The sequence below is a fragment of the Spirillospora sp. NPDC047418 genome (genome assembly GCF_040643275.1).
GTDB lineage: Bacteria > Actinomycetota > Actinomycetes > Streptosporangiales > Streptosporangiaceae > Spirillospora.
In genome coordinates, this window is record NZ_JBEYTW010000032.1 from 56,810 (window position 1) to 74,613 (window position 17,804).

The window sequence follows — 17,804 nt, forward strand, 5'->3', positions numbered from 1 at the left end:
ACGACGACCCACCTCACCAGAAAGAAGCGTCATGACCTCCTTCGAATCCCTCATCCTGGACGTCTCCGACACCGCGGCCGCGCAGGCGTTCTACGACGCCATCGGCCTCGCCCCCCACGTGCACGTCCGCGCCTCGGACGAGCCGGCCACCGGATCCGGCGGCTTCGCGCTGTCGCTCGTCGCGTCCCAGCCCGGCAACGTCGACGCGCTCGTCCAGGCCGCCCTGGACGCCGGCGCCACGACGCTGAAGCCCGCCGCGAAGTCGTTCTGGGGCTACGGCGCCATCGTCCAGGCCCCGGACGGGACGATCCTCAAGATCGCTTGCTCGAAGAAGAAGGACTCCGCGCCCGCCGCCGCGGAGTTCGACCAGATCGCGCTGCTGCTGGGCGTCGCGGACGTCAAGGCGAGCAAGCGGTTCTACGTCGACCGCGGCCTGGCCGTCGGCAAGAGCTTCGGCGGCAAGTACGTCGAGTTCGCCGCCCCGTCGTCGGCCGTCACGCTGGCGCTCTACCCGCTCCGCGCCCTCGCCAAGGACACCGGCGTCGCCGCGGAGGGTACCGGCTCGCACCGGCTCGTCCTGGCCGGCGGCGGCGAGCCCTTCACCGACCCGGACGGGTTCGCCTGGGAGGCCGCACCCGCCCGCGTCCGCCCCGCCGCCGGCAGCCCGGCGTAGGGCCCCCGGCCCGGCGAGCCGCCGGCCGCCGCGAGTGCGCGGCGAGCCCGGCGGCTAGCTCTGGGCGCCGGTGCTCTGCAGGTGGCGCAGGACGGCGGTGACCCTGCGGTCCGCGCGGTCGGTGGGCGCCAGGTCGAGCTTGGCGAAGATGCTCCGGATGTGCTTGTGGACCGCGCCCTCGGTGACGAAGAGCCGCTCGGCGATCGAGGCGTTGCCGAGCCCCTCCGCCATCAGGCCGAGGACGTCGCGCTCCCGGACGGTCAGCCGCTCCAGCCCGCGGTCGGGACGGGAGCGGGTGAGCATCTGCGCGACGACGTCCGGGTCGATGGCCGTGCCGCCCCCGACCACCCGGTGCAGGGCGTCCAGGAACTGCTCGACGCGGCCGACCCGCTCCTTCAGCAGGTACCCGAGCCGGCTGCTGCCGCCCGCGAGCAGCTCGGTGGCGAACGCCTGCTCGACGTGCGCCGACAGGACGAGCACGGGCAGGCCGGGGCGGCGGCGCCGGGCCTCGACCGCGGCCCGGATGCCCTCGTCGGTGTGGGTGGGCGGCATCCGGACGTCCACGATCGCGACGTCCGGTTCGTGCTCGTCCACGGCCGCGAGGAAGGTCTCCGGGGAGTCGGCGGTCGCGACCACGTCCAGCGACTCGGCGCGCAGCAGCATCGCGACGCCCTCGCGCAGCAGGAAGTCGTCGTCGGCGATCACGATCCGCAAGGCAGCTCCATCTCCAGCACGGTCGGCCCGCCGGGCGGGCTGGTCACGGTGAGTCGGCCGTCGTGGGCCTCGATCCTGCTCCGGATCCCGGCGAGCCCCGAGCCCCGGCGCGGCGCCGCGCCGCCGGCGCCGTCGTCCTCGATCCGCAGCGCCAGCAGCCCGCCGCGCAGCCGGACGGTGAGCGACGCGCCGCGGGCGCGGCTGTGCCGGGAGATGTTGGTGAGCGCCTCGGCCGTCACGAAGTAGGCGGTCGCCTCGGCGGAGGCGGCGCAGCGTCCGGGGATGTCGATGTCGGTGCGGCAGGGCACGCCGCAGTCGGCGGCGAGCCCGGCGAGCGCGGCGGGCAGCCCCCGGTCGGCGAGGACGGGCGGCAGGATGCCGCGCACGACCGTGCGGAGTTCGGCGAGCGCGGTCTCGGCGGCGTCCTGCGCCTGCTCCAGCATCGGCAGGGCGGTGGCGGGGTCGCGGGCCAGCGCGCGGCGGGTCGCGCCGAGCAGGACGGTGACGGCGACGAGCCGGTTCTGCGTCCCGTCGTGCAGCGAGCGCTCGATGCGGCGCAGTTCCGTCGCGTGCGCGTCCAGCGCCGCCGCGCGGGTGGCCGACAGCCGCGCGACCCGCAGGGACAGGTCGGCGTCCGGCGGCGGCGCCAGCAGCCGCCGGCCCGGCCACGCCTGCAGCCGGGCCAGGCCGGGCGCGATGAGGACGAAGACGGCGGCCAGCACCAGGCCGAAGCACGCGACCGCGAGCGCGTCGAGGTCGGTGTGGACGTGCCAGGACACGAGGTTCGGGCTGGCGTTGTCGCGCGGCAGCATCCGCCACCACAGCGGGTAGCTGATGTCCTGGACGGCCTGCACCGCCAGCGTCGCCCCGGCCGCGCCGACGGCCAGGCCGAGCGTGCCGTGCGCCAGCAGCCAGCGCAGTTCCCGCCGCATGACCGGGTCGGCGAGGGCGGCGCGGACCCCGGACGGCGCCGCGCCCATCGCGATGACCTCCGGCCCCCAGCGCGACAGCCGGGCGCGCTCCCGCTCGGCCGGGGCCCGGACGAGCCGAGGCAGGGTGGGCGCCAGCAGGAAGCCGAGACCGACCGCGCACAGCAGGGCGACCAGCAGCAGCCAGACCAGCACCACGAACGCGGGGAGGGCGGTGCCGAGGCCGCCGACGAGGTGTTCGAGCGCGTCCAGGACCACGCGTCCGCGGCTGAGGACGATCGTCCGCAGGGCCCTGCCGCGGGTGCCCGATTTCACATTGTTCACTGCCAAATCCCCCGACAGACCCTAGGGCAGGTGATCACTGCGCGGCAGCCGGAATCGCGGACAGTGGTACAGCCTGCACTACCTCCTTGGGGCACCTGGCTGCATTGTCCGGGCGGGGCGCTCTTCCTAGCGTCGTGAGCCGTCGCACTCAGGCTCCCCGGAAGGTACCCGCTATGTCAGTCCCGCTACCCACCGACGCCGTCCGCGTCGAACGAGTGACCAAGACCTATGGAGGCGAGCAACCGGTCGCGGCGCTGGCCGAGGTCGACGTCCAGTTCGCCCGGGGGACGATGACGGCCGTGATGGGCCCGTCCGGGTCCGGCAAGAGCACGCTGCTGCACTGCGCGGCGGGCCTGGACCGCCCGACCTCCGGGCGCGTCGTGGTCGGCGGCACCGACCTGTCGACGCTGTCGGAGAAGCAGCTGACCGAGCTGCGCCGCGACCGGATCGGCTTCATCTTCCAGGCGTTCAACCTGGTGGGCGCGCTCACCGTGGAGCAGAACATCCTGCTGCCGTCGCGGCTGTCCGGCCGGCGTCCGGACCCGGCGTGGCTCGCCGAGGTGATCGGCCGGGTCGGGCTCGGCCAACGGCTCGCGCACCGTCCGGCGGAGCTGTCCGGCGGCCAGCAGCAGCGGGTGGCGATCGCCCGCGCGCTCGCGACCCGGCCCGAGGTGATCTTCTGCGACGAGCCGACCGGGGCGCTGGACACCCAGACCGCGGCCGAGGTGCTGGCGCTGCTGCGCGCGGCGGTCGACCAGGCCGGCCAGACGGTGATCATGGTGACGCACGATCCGGTCGCGGCGTCCTACGCCAACCGGGTCATGGTCCTCGCCGACGGCCGGATCGTGCGGGACATGCCGCAGCCGGGCGTCCAGCGGATCGCCGAGCAGCTCGCGATGCTCGACCGCCGCCCGCAGCAGCCGCCCGGTCAGCAACAGCAGCAGCCGTGGCGGCAGCCCTTCGCGACGCGGGAGGGCTGAGCGGTGCTCGGACTGGCCGCACAGATGCTGCGGCACCGCAAGGGCACGTTCGTCGCGACCTTCCTCGCGCTCGCCGCCGGGGTCGTGGTCCTCACGGTGTGCGGGGTGCTCGTCGAGTCGGGGCTGCGGTACCAGGGGGAGCCGCAGCGCTACCGCGCGGCGACCGCCGTCATCGCCGAGCACGGGCTCGCGATCCAGGGGCCGGAGCACTTCGGCGAGCGCGAGACCAGCACGGTGATGCTGCCGGAGCCCGGCACCGTCGCCGAGTCCCTGGTGGGCGAGGTCGCGGCGGTGCGCGGGGTGGCGAGCGCGGTCCCGGACCGGACGATCGCGGTCGCGGCGGCGGCCGCGCCGAAGGTGCCGGTCGCGGGCCACGGCTGGGCGAGCGCCGCCCTCGCCCCCTACACGGTGCTGTCCGGGACCGCGCCGCGCGCCGAGGGCGAGATCGCCGTGGACGAGCGGCTCGCGGCGGCGGGCGGCCTCCGGCCGGGCGGCACCACGGCGATCCTGACCGGCGGGACGGTCCGGCAGGTCCGGGTGAGCGGTGTCGTGAAGGCGTCCGGCGGGCAGGGGGCGCAGGCCGCGCTGTTCTTCACCGACGCGGAGGCGGCCCGGCTGTACCCGCGTCCCGGCCGCGTCGACGCGATCGGCGTGATCGCGAAGAAGGGCGCCGACGAGGACGCCGTCGCCGCGGCGGTGCGGCGCATCGCGGACGCCGCCGGCGCGAACGCCTACAGCGGCGCCGAGCGGGGGCTCGCCGAACGGCCGGCGGAGGTCGCCGCGAAGAGCTTCCTGCTGGAGGCGGGCGGCGCGTTCGGCGGCTACGCCGCGCTGATCATCGGTTTCGTGGTCGCCGCGACGGTCGGCCTGTCGGTCCGGCACCGGCGCCGCGACTTCGCCCTGCTGCGCGCGATCGCGGCGACGCCGGGCCAGGTGCGGACGCTGATCCTCGGCGAGGTCGGCATGCTGAGCCTGCTGGCGGCCGTCGCCGGCGTCCCGCTCGGGCTGCTCGCCGTCCGCTGGATCAGCGGCGAGCTGGCGGACCGCGGCTTCGTCCCGGAGACCTTCACCGTGAGCGCCGGGCTCCTCGCCGCGCCGGTGGTGATCGCGGCGGTGGCCGCCGTCGCGCTGCTGTCGGCGTGGATCGCCGCCCGGCGCACCACCCGCATCCGGCCCACCGAGGCGCTCGGCGAGGCGGCCGTCGAGGCGACGCTGGGCGGACGGGTCCGGGTGGTGTCCGGGCTGGTGCTGCTCGGTGCCGCGTTCGTACTGATCATCGTGACCGGCGGTGCCAGGGGCCAGACCGCCATGGGCGCCGCCATGGGCATGCTCTACACGTTCGTGCTGGCGATCGCGCTGCTCGCGCCGTGGATCAACCGGGCCGCCGCGGTGGCGCTCGCCCCCGTCCTGCGCGCCGTGTTCGGCGACAGCGGGTACCTGGCCGCCGCGAACCTGCGGGCGAACGCGCGCGGCATGGTCGCCGTGCTGACGGCGCTGGTGCTGTCCGTCGGGTTCGGCGGGACGATCTGGTTCCTGCAGGACAACCTGCAGCACCAGGCGGTCGTCCAGAGCGAGGACGGCACGATCGCCCAGCACGCCCTGGTCGGCGGCGCCGGGCTGCCCGCGGCGGCGACCGAGCAGGCCCGCCGGATCCCCGGGGTGGTCGCGGCGACCGGGGTGCGCCGCACCTCGGTGCTCGTGCCCATGATGGGCGAGGCGATGGCGGTCGTCGGGCAGGGCATCGACCCGCAGGGCGCGAGCCGGACCATGGACCTGAAGGTGACGTCCGGGAAGCTGGAGGACCTGGCGGGCGACAACACCGTCGCGGTGTCGTCGTCCCAGGCGGACAGCGCGAAATGGAAGGTCGGCGAAACGGCCGCCCTGTGGCTCGGGGACGGCACGCCGGTCAAGCTGAAGGTCGTCGCGATCTACGACCGCGGCTTCGGCTTCGGGGACGTCACGCTGAACAGCCGGACGCTCGCGGGCCACACCGTGACCGGCCTGGACGACCACGTGCTGATCCGCAGCGAGCCCGGCACCGACGTCGGACCGGCCCTGGCGAAGCTCGCGGAGGCGTACCCGGGAAGCACCGCGACGGGCACCGGCCAGTTCACCGGCGAGCTGGCGAAGGACCTGGCGATCAGCTCCTGGCTCAACAAGCTGCTGGTCGCCGTGCTGATCGGGTACGCGGTGCTCGCGGCGGCCAACACGCTGATCATGGCGGCGCTGGCGCGGGCCCGGGAGCTGTCGCTGCTGCGGCTGGTCGGGGTGACCCGCCGCCAGGCGAAGCGGATGGCGAACGCCGAGCAGGCCGCCCTGCTGGGCGTGGCGCTCACGATCGGTGTCGCGATCGCGGCGGTCACGCTGTCGTCGATCGTGAACGCGGTGGCCGGGCAGCCCGTCCCGTACGTCCCGGCGCTCGGCTGGGTCGTCGTCCTCGGCGGCACGGTGGCACTGGCGCTCGTGTCCACGACGATCCCGATCGGACGTCTCCTGCGCACACCGCCCGTCGAGGGCATGGGCATCCGCGAATAGCCCACCTCGCCAGACCGCGCCGGACCGCGTCCGGTGTTTCTGACAACCCCCCGCTCCACCGTCCAGGTGGTTATAGGAGTCATGATGTCCGATACGTTCCTGCGCGCTCGTCCGACCGGCCCTTCCAGGCGCCGTTGGAGGCCGGTGGCCGCGGCAGTGGCCGGCGCCCTCGTCGCGGGCGGCCTGGCAGGTTGCAGCACCGGCACGGCGGCCGACGCCGAGGCCGAGATCGGCACGGCCAAGAACGAGATCGCCCTGCAGAAGGCGATGCGGGAGCTGGTGCAGGCCGGATTCCCCGGCGTGCTGGTCTCCGTCAAGGGCAAGGACGGCAAGACCCGCGACTACACGGCCGGGATCGGGAACCGGGAGACCGGCGACGCTCCCCCGAAGAACGGCTACCTGCGCATCGGCAGCAACACCAAGACGTTCGTCGCCGCGACCGTCCTCCAGCTCGTCGGCGAGGGCAAGATGAAGCTGGACGAGCCCATCGGCACCTACCTGCCGGGCGTCGTCAAGGGGCCGGACTACGACGGCGCGAACATCACCGTCCGGAACGTGCTGGGGCACACCAGCGGCATCCCCGACTACACCGAGTTCATGGACTCCGACACGTCCAAGGTCCCGACCCGGACCTACACGGCGGAGGAACTGCTCAAGCCCGCGCTGCGGAACAAGGCGGCCTTCCCCGTCGGGAAGAGGCGGCAGTACAGCAACACGAACTACATCATCGCGGGGATGCTCGTCACGAAGATCACCGGCAAGCCGGTGGGCCGGGCGGTCACCGAGCGGATCATCGACCGGATCGGCCTGGAGCGGACGTACTGGCCCGAACCCGGCGACACGAACGTCCGGAAGCCGCGCATGGAGGGGTACATCGCGCCGCCCGGAGGCCAGCTGAAGAACGCCACCGAGATGGACCCGTCCATCTCCGGCGCCGCCGGCATGGTGGTCTCCACCCCGCGCGACCTCAACCGCTTCTTCGCCGCGCTGGTCGGCGGCACGCTGGTCCCGGCCGCGCAGCTGAAGGAGATGCGGACGACCATCGAGTCGCCGGACGAGGAGCCGAACACGGTCTTCGGGCTCGGCCTCGACAAGATCACCCTGTCCTGCGGCGCGCTGTGGGGCCACGGCGGTGACATCCACGGCTACGAGACCCGCGGCGGCGTGACCGCCGACGGCCGGGAGGTCACCGTGGCCGTCAACGCCCTGCCGGGCGCGATCATCGCCGAGCAGGAGTCGATGGAGGCGATGACCAAGGACGCCATGACGAAGGCGATGCAGGTCATCGCCCTGGTCGACACCGCCATCTGCAAGTAGCGGCCGGGCCTACCGCCGTCTGAGGACGCCCGGGAGGGTGCCGAGGACCACGGCGACCAGGCCGAGCAGGAGGGCGACCACACCGCCGCCGAGGCCGTTGCCGGTACCGAGGCCGCCGTCGGCCGTGGCCACGACCAGGCCGCCGAGGGCCATGGCGGCGGGACGGGCCAGCGCCAGGCCGCCCATGACCACGCCGCCCAGCGCCAGCAGGGCGGCCACGACGGCTCCGAGCCGTCCGGCGCTCATGTCGTAGGCATCGGCGGCATACGGCTCGACCGGGACACCGGCCGCCGCCGGCCCGGCGAGCACGAACATCCCGAGCACGGACATCCCGAGCACAACAGTTCCGGACAGAACGGTTCCGGACACGGCGCACACGCGCCGGACCGGCATCAGCGTTCCCGAGCACCTCATGTCGCTCTCCTCTTTCGTGCGTCTCGTCGCGGGGGCGAACACTTTCGATCATGTCGCCGCGCCGCACCGCCCGTCGTCATGCAAACGCGGACACTTCGCACTGCCGCGGACACGGCAGCCCACGTCCGGAAGTGCCGCACGCGCGGTAGACGCCGGTGGCGGCGGGCTGTCAGATGCGCGTTCGGGCTGTCAGATCGCGCGTTCTGGCTGTCCGGGGTGTTCGGGAGTGCGCGCCGGACAAGCTGACAACACGGATCTTCTTGTGGACACCCGGGCAATCCGTGACGTTGGTCTCCGCCGCGAGCTTCGTCCCGCCACCAGGAGACCACGATGAAGTTGCCCTCACTCGCCGCCGCCCTCGCGACGGCCGCACTGCTCGCCCCGCTGGCCGGGGCGTCCGGGACACCGGCGGCGCGGGCCGCCGTCCCGAGCGTGAACATGGAGGCCACCGTCAAGGCGGCCCAGATCGACCCGCGGCGGGCCGACGACACGCTGACGCCGGGCGCCAAGGCGAGCGTGCTCCTCGTCGAGCGGGCGCTGCGTGACCGGAACCTGCTGGACGACCAGTGGGTGGACGGCTACTTCGGCACCACGACGATCGCCGCCTACGCGAAGTACCAGAAGTCGCTCGGCTACACCGGCCTCGACGCCAACGGCCTGCCAGGGAAGACGTCGCTCGCCAAGCTCGGCGCCGGCCGCTTCACCGTCACGCACGTCATCGGGCCGGGTGCCCGGGTGTCCACCGGCGGCGTCGTCGTCAACACCCGCACGCAGAGCATGCTCACCGAGGCCGAGCGGCTGCTCGGCCGCACGCTCGTGCTGGAGCAGGGGTCGTACAACCCCGGCGGCGACCCCACGTCCGCGGGCACCCACGACGGCGGCGGAGTCGTCGACATCTCGGTCGGCGGGATGAGCGCCGCCACCCGCACCTCGGTCGCCCGCGCGCTGCGCCGCGTCGGCTTCGCCGCCTGGGTGCGCAGCCCCTCGCAGGGCGACTGGCCGTGGCACATCCACGCCGCCGCCATCAGCGACACCGACCTCTCGAGCCAGGCCCAGCACCAGACCGGCGACTACTACCTCGGCCTCAACGGGCTGGCGAACCGCGCCCCGGACGACGGCCCGCAGGTCGCCATCCGTACCTGGGAGGAGTACCAGCGACGCTGACCCCCGGCCATTCCAGCAACTCCGGCAACTCCGGCAACGCGAACAGCAGGCACAAGGAAAGGGAACGGTTATGAGCACGCTGAACAAGATCCTCACGCTGACGACCGCCGCGGTGGCGGTCGGCGGCACGGTGGCCGCACTCGCGGCCCCCGCCTCGGCCGCCGCGCGCAACGGCGTCTGCGAGAGCGGCGAGTTCTGCTACTACTACAACAGCAACAACGCCGGCTCGGTCTCGGACTTCACCGGATCGCTCGCCGACTACGGCACCACCCAGCCGTCCTGCTACGACTTCAAGGGCCCGGGGAACGGCAAGGGGCTCTGCATCAAGAACGAGGCCGCCTCGGTCTGGAACCGCAGCAGCAAGACCGTTCGGGTCTACTACAACAGCAACTACGGCGGCACCTACCAGGACTTCAAGGCCGGCGCCAAGGGCAACCTGAACTCCAGCCTGAAGAACCAGAACGCCTCCCACAAGTTCTCGCCGTCGTCGCGCACGAACATGTCGTACGCGCTGTACAAGGCGAGCGGCGGCCGGATCACCTGCGGCTTCGACGGCTACACCTCCACCCCCGGGCGGCACGAGGGCATCGACATCGCCCGCAGCGTCGGCTCCGACGTGCACGCCCTGGTCAGCGGCAAGATCACCTACATCGCGCGCGGGGCCACCGGCAGCTCGGGGCTCTCCACGATCGCCGTCTACAACTCGTCGGCCAACAAGACCGTGATCTACCTGCACTCCGCGCCGCGCTCCTCGCTGAGCGTCGGCCAGTCGATCAGCCGCGGCCAGGTCATCGCGGACGAGTCGTGGCACGGGGTGTCGTCCAGCTCCGCCGCGCACACCCACGTCGAGATGCGGCCCGGACGGCAGACGCACGCGTCCAAGAGCGTCAACGACCCGGTCCTGAACAACCCGAACCCGACCTCGTTCTGGCAGTCCCAGGGCTACAACGTCCGATAGCGGGCAGCGGCTCACCGGAAGAGAGAGTCAACTGTGTCGACACGAAAAGCGCGGCTGATCCCGCGGCTCAGCGCGGCGGGCGCCGCGCTGGCGATCGGCGGGGCGGTCCTCATCCCGGCCTCGCCCGCATCGGCGGCGAGCCGCGACGGCGTGTGCCAGAGCGGCGAGTTCTGCTACTACTTCAACAGCAACAACGCCGGATCGGTCTCGGACTTCACCGGATCGGTCGCCGACTACGGCACCACGCAGCCCTCGTGCTACGACTTCAAGGGGCCGGGCAACGGCAAGGGCGAGTGCATCAAGAACCAGGCCGCCTCGGTCTGGAATCGCAGCGGCAAGACCGTCCGGGTGTACTACAACAGCAACTACGGCGGGACGTACCAGGACTTCAAGGCCGGCGCCAAGGGCAACCTGAACTCCAGCCTGAAGAACCAGAACGCCTCGCACAAGTTCCTGAGCTCCACCACACCGCCGACCGGTTGCAAGACCGACGGCACGGACAGCAAACTGCCCACGACCATCCTCGTGTACCGGGTCTCCCTCAACCGCGTGGACCGGGTGGCGTTCAAGACCTACGTCAAGAACGTCCTGCCCAACGAGTGGGTGTCGAGCTGGCCACAGGAATCGCTCCGGTCCGGGGCGGTGGCCGTGAAGAGCTACGGCTGGTACTGGGCACTGCACTCGACGCGCAAGACGTCGGACGGACGGTGCTTCGACGTCTACGACACCACGTCCAGCCAGGTCTACAAGCCCGGCTCGGCGAAGGCGTCGACGAACTCCGCGGTGGACGCGACGTGGTCCACCCGGATGACGCGCAGCGGGAAGATCCTGCAGGCCCACTACTGCTCCACGACCACGGCGTGCGGCGGATGGGTCACCGGCGACTGGATGTCGCAGTACGGCTCCCGTGACAAGGCCAACGCGGGCTGGAACCACTCCAGAATCCTCAAGGCCTACTACAGCGGGATCACGCTCTCCTGACCCCGCGGATCATCCGATCCCCGTTCCCCGCCGCGCACCGCCGCGGCGGGGAACGGCCATCATCCCTCGACGATCACCTGGAAATTGACCGGACGGCTACCGGGGAACGCGACCTTTCCCGCGGCGTCCACCATTTTGAATCGCACGTAGCACAGGCCCGGTTTTCTCGGCGTGGTGATTTCGGTCCGAATGTCGACCATCTTTCCGGGTTGCGTGTCATCGATCGGCACATCGGAGATGGTCTGGCATTGATCTGCCTGCTGAGGAACATCGAGACGGCGCAAAGAGTACCCCTTCCAGGGCACTTTCCCGGCGTTCTTGAGCCGCCACACCTTGGTCACGGTCTGGCCGGTGCCGACGCGCGTGCAGTCGGGCAGGCTGATGTCGGCGATGAACAGGGCCACATCGCCCTTGTGCGTCGGCGGCGCCGGCGCCGGGTTGGTCGCCAGCACCGGGCAGTCGGCCGGGGACAGCGCGGGCTTCGACCGGCCCGCCGCCTTCAGCCCGTCCCCGCCGGGCGCGGAGTCGCGGTTGACGGCGACCACGATGAGGACGGCCGCCCCCGCGCCGACGGCCGCCGTCGCCAGCACGACCGCGGCACGGCGGGTCGGCCGAAAACGCTTTCCCGGCGCGGGCGGGTCTGCGGGGTCGTCGTCAGCGGGCTCTTCGGCAGGAGGCGGTAATGACTCGGGCGCGGATGCCGCGGGCTCGTCCTCCTCGGGCGGGCCCGGTTCGATGGCGATGTGCATGGCCTGCCGTTCCGCCGTGCTCGCGGCGGGGGCGACCCCGCCGGGCGGGCGGGCCGCGGACGAGCCGGCGACGGCCGGCGGGCGCCCGGCACGTGCCGAGCCGACCACCCGGTTCGCCTGCTCCCAGCGCTCGCGGTAGGCGGCCGGGTCCGCGCCGCACGCCTTGACGAACTCGGCGGTCGTCCCCCAGCTCGGGAGCCGGTTACCCTTCGTGGCCTCGTGCAACGTGGTGTGCGAGATCGCCCCCGACCGTCCGGACATTTCCCGGAACGGCGGATTGCCCACCGACCTGCGCAGTTCCTGCAGAGTTGCCGCGAAGTCCGCGATCGCCTGCGCCTGTGCACGCGTGTCGTCCACCGGGTGAAGCTAACAGCGCCCACGGCCCTTACTCAAGCCCGGACGGATACCGGCAGGTGGACCGGGTTCTCCACGACACCGACATGATCGACAAGATTCCTTTCCATTTTCCCCCGACTTCACGGTCGCGCAGGGCGCCGATGCTCTTTACGAGGCGGCCGGTTTTGCAACCCCCGCTGCTCTGGGCGGTGCTGCTCTGAGCGGATCCGCTGGGGGCGGATACGGCTGTGACCTGTGCGCGGGGCGGCGCAGAGTGAAGGCATGAGCGAGGAACAGAGAATCCCATTGTTCAACGAACGGGCGCGGCGCGAGCTCTACCAGCAGCGCGTCCTCGTCCTCGACGGCCCGCTGGACGACGACAACGGCACGCTGCTGGCGACGCAGCTCATCACGCTGGCGCGGGAGGACGCCTCGTCCGACATCTCGCTGTGGATCCACTCCCCCGGCGGGTCGGTGCCGTCGATGCTCGCGATCCGCGACGTCATGCGGATCGTCCCGTGCGACGTGTCCACGCTGGTGCTCGGCATCGCCTACAGCGCCGGCCAGTTCCTGCTGTCGTCCGGGACGCGCGGCAAGCGCCGCGCGATGCCGCACGCCCGCGTGCTGATGCACCAGGGCTCCGCCGGGATCGCCGGCGCCGCCGTCGACATCGAGTTGCAGGCCGGCGACCTGCGGCACACCCGGGACACGGTGCTCGGGCTGATCAGCGAGGACACCGGCCAGCCCCTGGAGCGGGTCTTCGAGGACTCGCTGCACGACCGCTGGTACACCGCACGGGAGGCCCTCGACTACGGGTTCATCGACGCGATCGTCAGCACGTTCGACGAGGTCGCACCGGCGGGGCACCGGCCCATCGGGCTCCGCATCGCCGCGGAGGGGGACGCCCGATGAGCACCTACACGATCCCGAACGTCATCGCGCGGGACTCGCGCGGCGAACGCATCATGGACGTCTACTCGCACCTGCTGACCGAGCGGATCATCTACCTCGGCACCGCCATCGACGCGGGCGTCGCCAACGCCCTCGTCGCGCAGCTGCTGTACCTGGAGGCCGACAGCCCCGACCGCGACATCCAGCTGTACATCAACTGCGAGGGCGGCGACCCGAGCGCGATGCTCGCCGTGTACGACACGCTGCGCTACATCCGCGCGCGGGTGGCGACGACGTGCGTGGGGCAGGCCGTCGCCGTCGGCGCCGTCCTCCTCGCCGCGGGCACTCCGGGCATGCGTTCCGCGCTCCCGCACACGCGCGTCGTCCTGCACCAGCCGATGGGGCAGGGACGCGGCGCGATCCCCGACCTCATCCTCCAGGCGGACGAGGTCGTGCGCGTGCGCGCGGACATCGAGAGCATCCTCGCCCGGCACACCGGCCAGGAGACGGCGACGCTGCGCGCCGACACCGACCGCGACCGCGTGTTCACCGCGAAGGGCGCCCTCGACTACGGCCTCATCGACCAGGTGATCGAGGAACGCCAACCGATCCCCGCCTAACCACCCCGCCCGGGGTTACGCGGCGAGGGCGTATGCGGTCTGGCAGGTCGGGCCCGTCGGAGCGGTCGCGGCGGGCGCGGCCAGCAGGGTGGTCGCGACCGCGAGCGCCAGGTCGGCGAGCGTCGTGTCCAGGGCGCCCGCGACCGCGGCGATCATCTCGCTGGACGGCTCCTTGACCCCGCGTTCCATCTCGGAGAGGTACTGCGGGGAGACCCCGGCGCGGCGGGCGGTCTCGACCAGGATCTCGCCGCGCTCCAGGCGCAGCCGGCGCAGGCAGCCGCCGAGCGCGTCCCGCCACAGCGGCTCCGCCGCACCGCCCGCCCCGGCCGGGCCGCCCGCCCCGGCCGGGCCGCCCGCCCCGGCCGGGCCGCCTGCTGCGGCCGGGCCGCGCGGCTCTCCGCGCGGCGGCTCGTGCGACTCCTCACGCGGCGGCTCGTACGGCGTCACGTGCGGCTTCACGTGCGGCTTCACGTGCGGCGGCTCGTGCGACTCCTCGCGCGGCGTCTTGTACGGCGTCTCGGCGGCGGGTGTGAGCGGGCGGGTCGTCTCGGCCATGCGCACATCGTAAGTCGGCGGCGCGCTCATTCCCCAGCCGTTCCGCCGACCGCAGAACGGCGGGTGAAGGGGAGGACCACCGCCCTCGGCTCCGCCTCATGGATCGCGACCTGCGCACGCCGGCCGGTCGGCTCCCACAGGGCGGATGACAGGTCAGACGATGTGCCGGATGACCGAGACGGCGCGGGCGAGGTGGGGTTCGGTGCGGTCGGTGCGGTGGGCGATGGCCAGCTCGACGTCCACGGCCGGGTTCGCCAGCGGGCGGTAGGCGACGCCTTCGAGGGCCAGGGCCGTCACCGGCTCCGGGACGACGGCGACACCGAGACCGCCCGCGACGAGGGTGATCAGCGTGGAGGTCTCGGCGACCTCGTGCCGGATCCGGGGCTCGACGCCGGCGTCGCGGAACAGCCCGAGCACGACGTCGTACATCACCGAGCGGCGGTCCGCGGAGTGCACGATGAGGTCGGCGTCCGCCAGGTCGGCGACGCCCGGCCGCGGGACGGCGGCGAGGGCGTGGTCGGCGGGGACGGCGACGACGAGCCGGTCCCGGCGCAGCGGCAGGACGGTGAGCGACAGGTCGGCGATCGGCGGCCGCAGCAGCGCCAGGTCGACCTCGCCGGCCCGCAGCGCCGCAACCTGGTCGGGCACCAGCATCTCGCCGCGGAAGGAGAAGTCGACGCCGGGCAGTTCCAGCGAGAGCCCCCGCGACAGCGCGGGCAGCAGGCTGTAGGTCGCCGACCCCACGCAGCCGATCGCGAGATGGCCGACCGCGCCGGCCGCGACCAGCCGGGCCTCGTGCGCCGCCTCGTCCACCTCGCCGAGGATCTTGCGGGCGCGGGCCAGGTAGGCGCGGCCCGCGTCGGTGAGGCCGACCCGGCGCGTGCTCCGGTGGAACAGCTCCACGCCGAGTTCGGCCTCCAGCCTGCGGATCGCCTGCGACAGCGGCGGCTGGGCCATGGTGAGCCGCTCGGCGGCGCGGCCGAAGTGGAGTTCCTCGGCGACGGCGACGAAGTACCGCAGGTGGCGCAGATCCATATGCTGAGCGTCTCAATGAGAGTAAATATTGATACTTCACTGTATCAAGCCAGCTCACTAGCCTCGATGGCATGAGCTCCTATGTGTACTCCGCCGTCCGGACGCCGTTCGGGCGATTCAACGGCGCGCTGGCGGGCGTGCGTCCGGACGACCTCGCGGCCGGCGTGATCACCGCGCTGCTGGACCGGGCGCCCCGGCTGGACCCGGCCGCGATCGGCGAGGTCGTGTGGGGCAACGCGAACGGCGCGGGCGAGGAGAACCGCAACGTCGGCCGGATGGCCGCGCTGCTCGCCGGGCTGCCGACGAGCGTGCCCGGCACGACCGTCAACCGGCTGTGCGGGTCCAGCCTCGACGCGGCGATGATCGGCTCCCGGACGATCGAGACCGGCGACGCCGACATCGTCCTGGCGGGCGGGGTCGAGTCGATGACGCGGGCGCCGTGGGTGCTGCCGAAGCCCGCCAAGGGCTTCCCCGCCGGGAACCTGGCGGCGGTGTCGACCACGCTCGGCTGGCGGCTGGTGAACCCGCGCATGCCGAAGGAGTGGACGGTCTCGCTCGGCGAGGCCAACGAGCTGCTCCAGGAGCGGTACGGCATCGGCCGGGAGCGGCAGGACGCGTTCGCCCTGCGCTCCCACCGGCTGGCGGCGGCCGCCTGGGACGAGGGCTTCTACGACGACCTGGTCGTCCCGGCCGGCGACCTGAAGCGCGACGAGGGCATCCGCGCCGACACCTCGCCGGAGAAGCTGGCCAAGCTCAAGCCGAGCTTCCGCCAGGACGGCACCATCACCGCGGGCAACGCCTCGCCGCTGAGCGACGGCGCGTCCGCGCTGCTGCTCGGCTCGGCGGCCGCCGCCGACCGGATCGGCCTCGACCCGCTCGCCCGCATCGCCGGACGCGGCGCGTTCGCGCTCGACCCGCAGGACTTCGGGTACGCCCCCGTCGAGGCGGCGAACCGCGCCCTCGCGCGGGCCGGGATCGGCTGGGACCAGGTCGGCGCCGTGGAACTGAACGAGGCGTTCGCCGTCCAGTCGCTGGTCTGCGTGGACGCCTGGGGCATCGACCCGGAAATCGTCAACGCGAAGGGCGGCGCGATCGCGCTCGGCCACCCGCTGGGCGCCAGCGGCGCCCGCGTCCTCGGCACGCTCGTGAAGGTGCTCCGCGAGCGCCGCGAACGCTGGGGCGTCGCCGCGATCTGCATCGGCGTCGGGCAGGGCCTGGCCGTCGTCGTGGAGAACACGGCCGTGAAGAACACGGGGGTGGGGGCGTGAGCCGCGCGGAGATCCTGGAGAGCGTCGACGAGGCCGTCCAGGGCATCGAGGACGGCAGCACCGTGCTGGTCGGCGGCTTCGGCTTCGCGGGCATGCCGTTCGACCTCATCGACGGGCTGATCCGGCAGGGCGCGACGGACCTCACCATCGTGTCCAACAACGCCGGCAACGGGGACGTCGGGCTGGCCGCGCTGCTGAAGACCGGGCGCGTCCGGAAGGTGCTCTGCTCGTTCCCCCGGCAGAGCGACTCCTACGTCTTCGACGAGCTGTACCGGGCCGGGCGGATCGAGCTGGAGATCGTGCCGCAGGGCAACCTCGCCGAGCGGATGCGCGCGGCGGGCGCGGGCATCGGCGCCTTCTTCTGCCCGACCGGGGCCGGCACCCCGCTGGCCGAGGGCAAGGAGACCCGGACGATCGACGGCCGCGTCCACGTCCTGGAGTACCCGATCAAGGGGGACGTGGCGCTGATCAGCGCGCACCGCGCCGACACGCTGGGCAACCTCGTCTACCGCAAGACCGCCCGCAACTTCGGTCCCGTCATGGCGACGGCCGCCGCCAGCACGATCGTGCAGGTCGGCGACGTCGTCCCCGCCGGGGGGATCGACCCGGAGGCGGTCGTCACGCCCGGCATCTTCGTCGACCGCGTGGTGCGGGTCGAGGCACGGCAGTACACCGTCCAAGGAGCGCGCTGACATGGCCCTGAACCCCGATGAGCTGGCCGCGCTCGTCGCCCGCGACATCCCGGCCGGCTCGTATGTGAACCTCGGCATCGGCCGTCCGACCAGGGTCGCCGACCATCTGCCGGACGGCTCGGGCGTCGTGCTGCACACCGAGAACGGCATGCTCAACATGGGCCCCGCCGCGGTCGGCGACGAGATCGACCCGGATCTCACCAACGCCGGAAAGGTTCCGGTGACGGAGCTTCCCGGGACGGCGTACTTCCACCACGCGGACTCGTTCGCCATGATGCGCGGCGGCCACCTCGACGTGTGCGTGCTGGGCGCGTTCCAGGTGTCGGCGACCGGCGACCTCGCCAACTGGAGCACCGGTGCCCCCGACGCCATCCCGGCCGTCGGCGGCGCGATGGACCTGGCCATCGGCGCCAAGCAGGTGTTCGTGATGATGACGCTCTTCGACAAGAAGGGCCGCTCGAAGCTGGTCCCCGAGTGCACGTACCCGCTGACCGGCGCCGGCTGCGTGAGCCGCGTCTACACCGACGTGGCCGTGATCGACGTGGGCGAGGACGGCGCGTCCGTCCGAGAGACCTTCGGCATCACGCTGGACGAGCTGCGCGACCGCGTCCCCGTCCCCCTCAACCCGGCCTAACCCGTTGATCTGCGGCGTGTTGTTGTTATGAGAGC

At 72.6% G+C, this 17,804-nt stretch carries 18 protein-coding genes; 12 read left to right on the forward strand and 6 right to left on the reverse strand.

The genetic code is table 11. The features are described 5' to 3' along the window. Nucleotides 1–31 precede the first annotated feature (31 nt). The gene (locus tag ABZ806_RS21205) at nucleotides 32–673 is read left to right on the forward strand and encodes a glyoxalase (RefSeq protein WP_500219053.1); all 642 of its coding nucleotides are present in this window, start codon (nucleotides 32–34) and stop codon (nucleotides 671–673) included. A 54-nt stretch (nucleotides 674–727) separates the two neighbouring features. Here ABZ806_RS21205 and ABZ806_RS21210 read toward each other — a convergent pair whose 3' ends face one another. Together ABZ806_RS21210 and ABZ806_RS21215 are read right to left on the reverse strand one after the other, a co-directional pair. Continuing rightward, nucleotides 728–1,387, reverse strand: coding sequence for a response regulator transcription factor (locus tag ABZ806_RS21210; RefSeq protein ID WP_500219054.1), 660 nt, complete (start codon nucleotides 1,385–1,387; stop codon nucleotides 728–730). Next, a complete protein-coding gene (locus tag ABZ806_RS21215) occupies nucleotides 1,375–2,640 on the reverse strand; it encodes a sensor histidine kinase (RefSeq protein WP_500219055.1) in 1,266 nt (421 codons plus the stop codon). The genes ABZ806_RS21210 and ABZ806_RS21215 overlap by 13 nt, the downstream gene beginning before the upstream one ends. A gap of 173 nt (nucleotides 2,641–2,813) precedes the next feature. Between ABZ806_RS21215 and ABZ806_RS21220 the strand changes: the two genes are divergently transcribed. From ABZ806_RS21220 to ABZ806_RS21230, 3 genes are all read left to right on the forward strand, one after another. Then, complete coding sequence (locus ABZ806_RS21220) at nucleotides 2,814–3,620, forward strand: ABC transporter ATP-binding protein (protein ID WP_500219056.1); 807 nt, start codon at nucleotides 2,814–2,816, stop codon at nucleotides 3,618–3,620. A 3-nt stretch (nucleotides 3,621–3,623) separates the two neighbouring features. Then, nucleotides 3,624–6,155: an FtsX-like permease family protein gene (locus tag ABZ806_RS21225; protein ID WP_500219057.1), complete on the forward strand. Its 2,532-nt coding sequence runs from the start codon at nucleotides 3,624–3,626 to the stop codon at nucleotides 6,153–6,155. Between the two features lie 144 nt (nucleotides 6,156–6,299). Then, nucleotides 6,300–7,472 carry a serine hydrolase domain-containing protein gene (locus tag ABZ806_RS21230; RefSeq protein WP_500219058.1) on the forward strand — a complete coding sequence of 391 codons (1,173 nt, stop codon included), beginning with the start codon at nucleotides 6,300–6,302 and terminating at the stop codon, nucleotides 7,470–7,472. Between the two features lie 9 nt (nucleotides 7,473–7,481). On the opposite strand, the gene ABZ806_RS21235 is transcribed toward ABZ806_RS21230, so the two are convergent. After that, nucleotides 7,482–7,802, reverse strand: a complete 321-nt coding sequence (locus ABZ806_RS21235) for a DUF6223 family protein (RefSeq protein ID WP_500219059.1) — start codon at nucleotides 7,800–7,802, stop codon at nucleotides 7,482–7,484. Nucleotides 7,803–8,216: 414 nt separating this feature from the next. Between ABZ806_RS21235 and ABZ806_RS21240 the strand changes: the two genes are divergently transcribed. From ABZ806_RS21240 to ABZ806_RS21250, 3 genes are all read left to right on the forward strand, one after another. After that, nucleotides 8,217–9,050: a peptidoglycan-binding domain-containing protein gene (locus ABZ806_RS21240; RefSeq protein ID WP_500219060.1), complete on the forward strand. Its 834-nt coding sequence runs from the start codon at nucleotides 8,217–8,219 to the stop codon at nucleotides 9,048–9,050. Nucleotides 9,051–9,120: 70 nt separating this feature from the next. Continuing rightward, nucleotides 9,121–10,008 carry a peptidase inhibitor family I36 protein gene (locus tag ABZ806_RS21245; RefSeq protein WP_500219061.1) on the forward strand — a complete coding sequence of 296 codons (888 nt, stop codon included), beginning with the start codon at nucleotides 9,121–9,123 and terminating at the stop codon, nucleotides 10,006–10,008. A 33-nt stretch (nucleotides 10,009–10,041) separates the two neighbouring features. Continuing rightward, on the forward strand, nucleotides 10,042–10,989 hold the full coding sequence (locus ABZ806_RS21250; RefSeq protein WP_500219062.1) for a peptidase inhibitor family I36 protein: 948 nt from the start codon (nucleotides 10,042–10,044) through the stop codon (nucleotides 10,987–10,989). Nucleotides 10,990–11,048: 59 nt separating this feature from the next. Here ABZ806_RS21250 and ABZ806_RS21255 read toward each other — a convergent pair whose 3' ends face one another. After that, nucleotides 11,049–12,095, reverse strand: coding sequence for an NBR1-Ig-like domain-containing protein (locus ABZ806_RS21255; protein ID WP_500219063.1), 1,047 nt, complete (start codon nucleotides 12,093–12,095; stop codon nucleotides 11,049–11,051). 261 nt (nucleotides 12,096–12,356) lie between these two features. Here ABZ806_RS21255 and ABZ806_RS21260 point away from each other — a divergent pair, with 261 nt between their 5' ends. Then, complete coding sequence (locus ABZ806_RS21260) at nucleotides 12,357–12,986, forward strand: ClpP family protease (protein WP_500219064.1); 630 nt, start codon at nucleotides 12,357–12,359, stop codon at nucleotides 12,984–12,986. Next, nucleotides 12,983–13,585 (forward strand): ClpP family protease, encoded by a 603-nt coding sequence (locus tag ABZ806_RS21265; RefSeq protein WP_500219065.1) that lies wholly within the window; start codon nucleotides 12,983–12,985, stop codon nucleotides 13,583–13,585. The genes ABZ806_RS21260 and ABZ806_RS21265 overlap by 4 nt, the downstream gene beginning before the upstream one ends. A gap of 15 nt (nucleotides 13,586–13,600) precedes the next feature. Here the strand turns inward: ABZ806_RS21265 and ABZ806_RS21270 are convergent, their stop codons facing one another. Together ABZ806_RS21270 and ABZ806_RS21275 are read right to left on the reverse strand one after the other, a co-directional pair. Further along, nucleotides 13,601–14,140: a helix-turn-helix domain-containing protein gene (locus tag ABZ806_RS21270; protein ID WP_500219066.1), complete on the reverse strand. Its 540-nt coding sequence runs from the start codon at nucleotides 14,138–14,140 to the stop codon at nucleotides 13,601–13,603. A gap of 153 nt (nucleotides 14,141–14,293) precedes the next feature. Beyond that, nucleotides 14,294–15,175: a LysR family transcriptional regulator gene (locus ABZ806_RS21275; RefSeq protein WP_500219067.1), complete on the reverse strand. Its 882-nt coding sequence runs from the start codon at nucleotides 15,173–15,175 to the stop codon at nucleotides 14,294–14,296. A 71-nt stretch (nucleotides 15,176–15,246) separates the two neighbouring features. On the opposite strand from ABZ806_RS21275, the gene ABZ806_RS21280 reads away from it, so the two are divergent. From ABZ806_RS21280 to ABZ806_RS21290, 3 genes are read left to right on the forward strand one after another with little or no spacing between them, the layout of a single operon-like run. Then, nucleotides 15,247–16,443, forward strand: coding sequence for a thiolase family protein (locus ABZ806_RS21280; RefSeq protein ID WP_500219068.1), 1,197 nt, complete (start codon nucleotides 15,247–15,249; stop codon nucleotides 16,441–16,443). Next, nucleotides 16,440–17,135 (forward strand): 3-oxoacid CoA-transferase subunit A, encoded by a 696-nt coding sequence (locus tag ABZ806_RS21285; protein ID WP_500219069.1) that lies wholly within the window; start codon nucleotides 16,440–16,442, stop codon nucleotides 17,133–17,135. The genes ABZ806_RS21280 and ABZ806_RS21285 overlap by 4 nt, the downstream gene beginning before the upstream one ends. Nucleotide 17,136: 1 nt before the next feature. Continuing rightward, nucleotides 17,137–17,769, forward strand: a complete 633-nt coding sequence (locus ABZ806_RS21290; RefSeq protein WP_500219070.1) for a 3-oxoacid CoA-transferase subunit B — start codon at nucleotides 17,137–17,139, stop codon at nucleotides 17,767–17,769. Nucleotides 17,770–17,804: the final 35 nt, after the last annotated feature.

Excerpts from the sequence above, each read along its gene's own strand:
- ABZ806_RS21205 (WP_500219053.1), top strand. The coding sequence starts at position 32 with ATGACCTCCTTCGAATCCCTCATCCTGGACGTCTCCGACACCGCGGCC.
- ABZ806_RS21220 (WP_500219056.1), top strand. The coding sequence starts at position 2,814 with ATGTCAGTCCCGCTACCCACCGACGCCGTCCGCGTCGAACGAGTGACC.
- ABZ806_RS21235 (WP_500219059.1), bottom strand. The coding sequence starts at position 7,802 with ATGTCCGTGCTCGGGATGTTCGTGCTCGCCGGGCCGGCGGCGGCCGGT.
- ABZ806_RS21240 (WP_500219060.1), top strand. The coding sequence starts at position 8,217 with ATGAAGTTGCCCTCACTCGCCGCCGCCCTCGCGACGGCCGCACTGCTC.
- ABZ806_RS21245 (WP_500219061.1), top strand. The coding sequence starts at position 9,121 with ATGAGCACGCTGAACAAGATCCTCACGCTGACGACCGCCGCGGTGGCG.
- ABZ806_RS21260 (WP_500219064.1), top strand. The coding sequence starts at position 12,357 with ATGAGCGAGGAACAGAGAATCCCATTGTTCAACGAACGGGCGCGGCGC.
- ABZ806_RS21265 (WP_500219065.1), top strand. The coding sequence starts at position 12,983 with ATGAGCACCTACACGATCCCGAACGTCATCGCGCGGGACTCGCGCGGC.
- ABZ806_RS21270 (WP_500219066.1), bottom strand. The coding sequence starts at position 14,140 with ATGGCCGAGACGACCCGCCCGCTCACACCCGCCGCCGAGACGCCGTAC.
- ABZ806_RS21275 (WP_500219067.1), bottom strand. The coding sequence starts at position 15,175 with ATGGATCTGCGCCACCTGCGGTACTTCGTCGCCGTCGCCGAGGAACTC.
- ABZ806_RS21280 (WP_500219068.1), top strand. The coding sequence starts at position 15,247 with ATGAGCTCCTATGTGTACTCCGCCGTCCGGACGCCGTTCGGGCGATTC.
- ABZ806_RS21290 (WP_500219070.1), top strand. The coding sequence starts at position 17,137 with ATGGCCCTGAACCCCGATGAGCTGGCCGCGCTCGTCGCCCGCGACATC.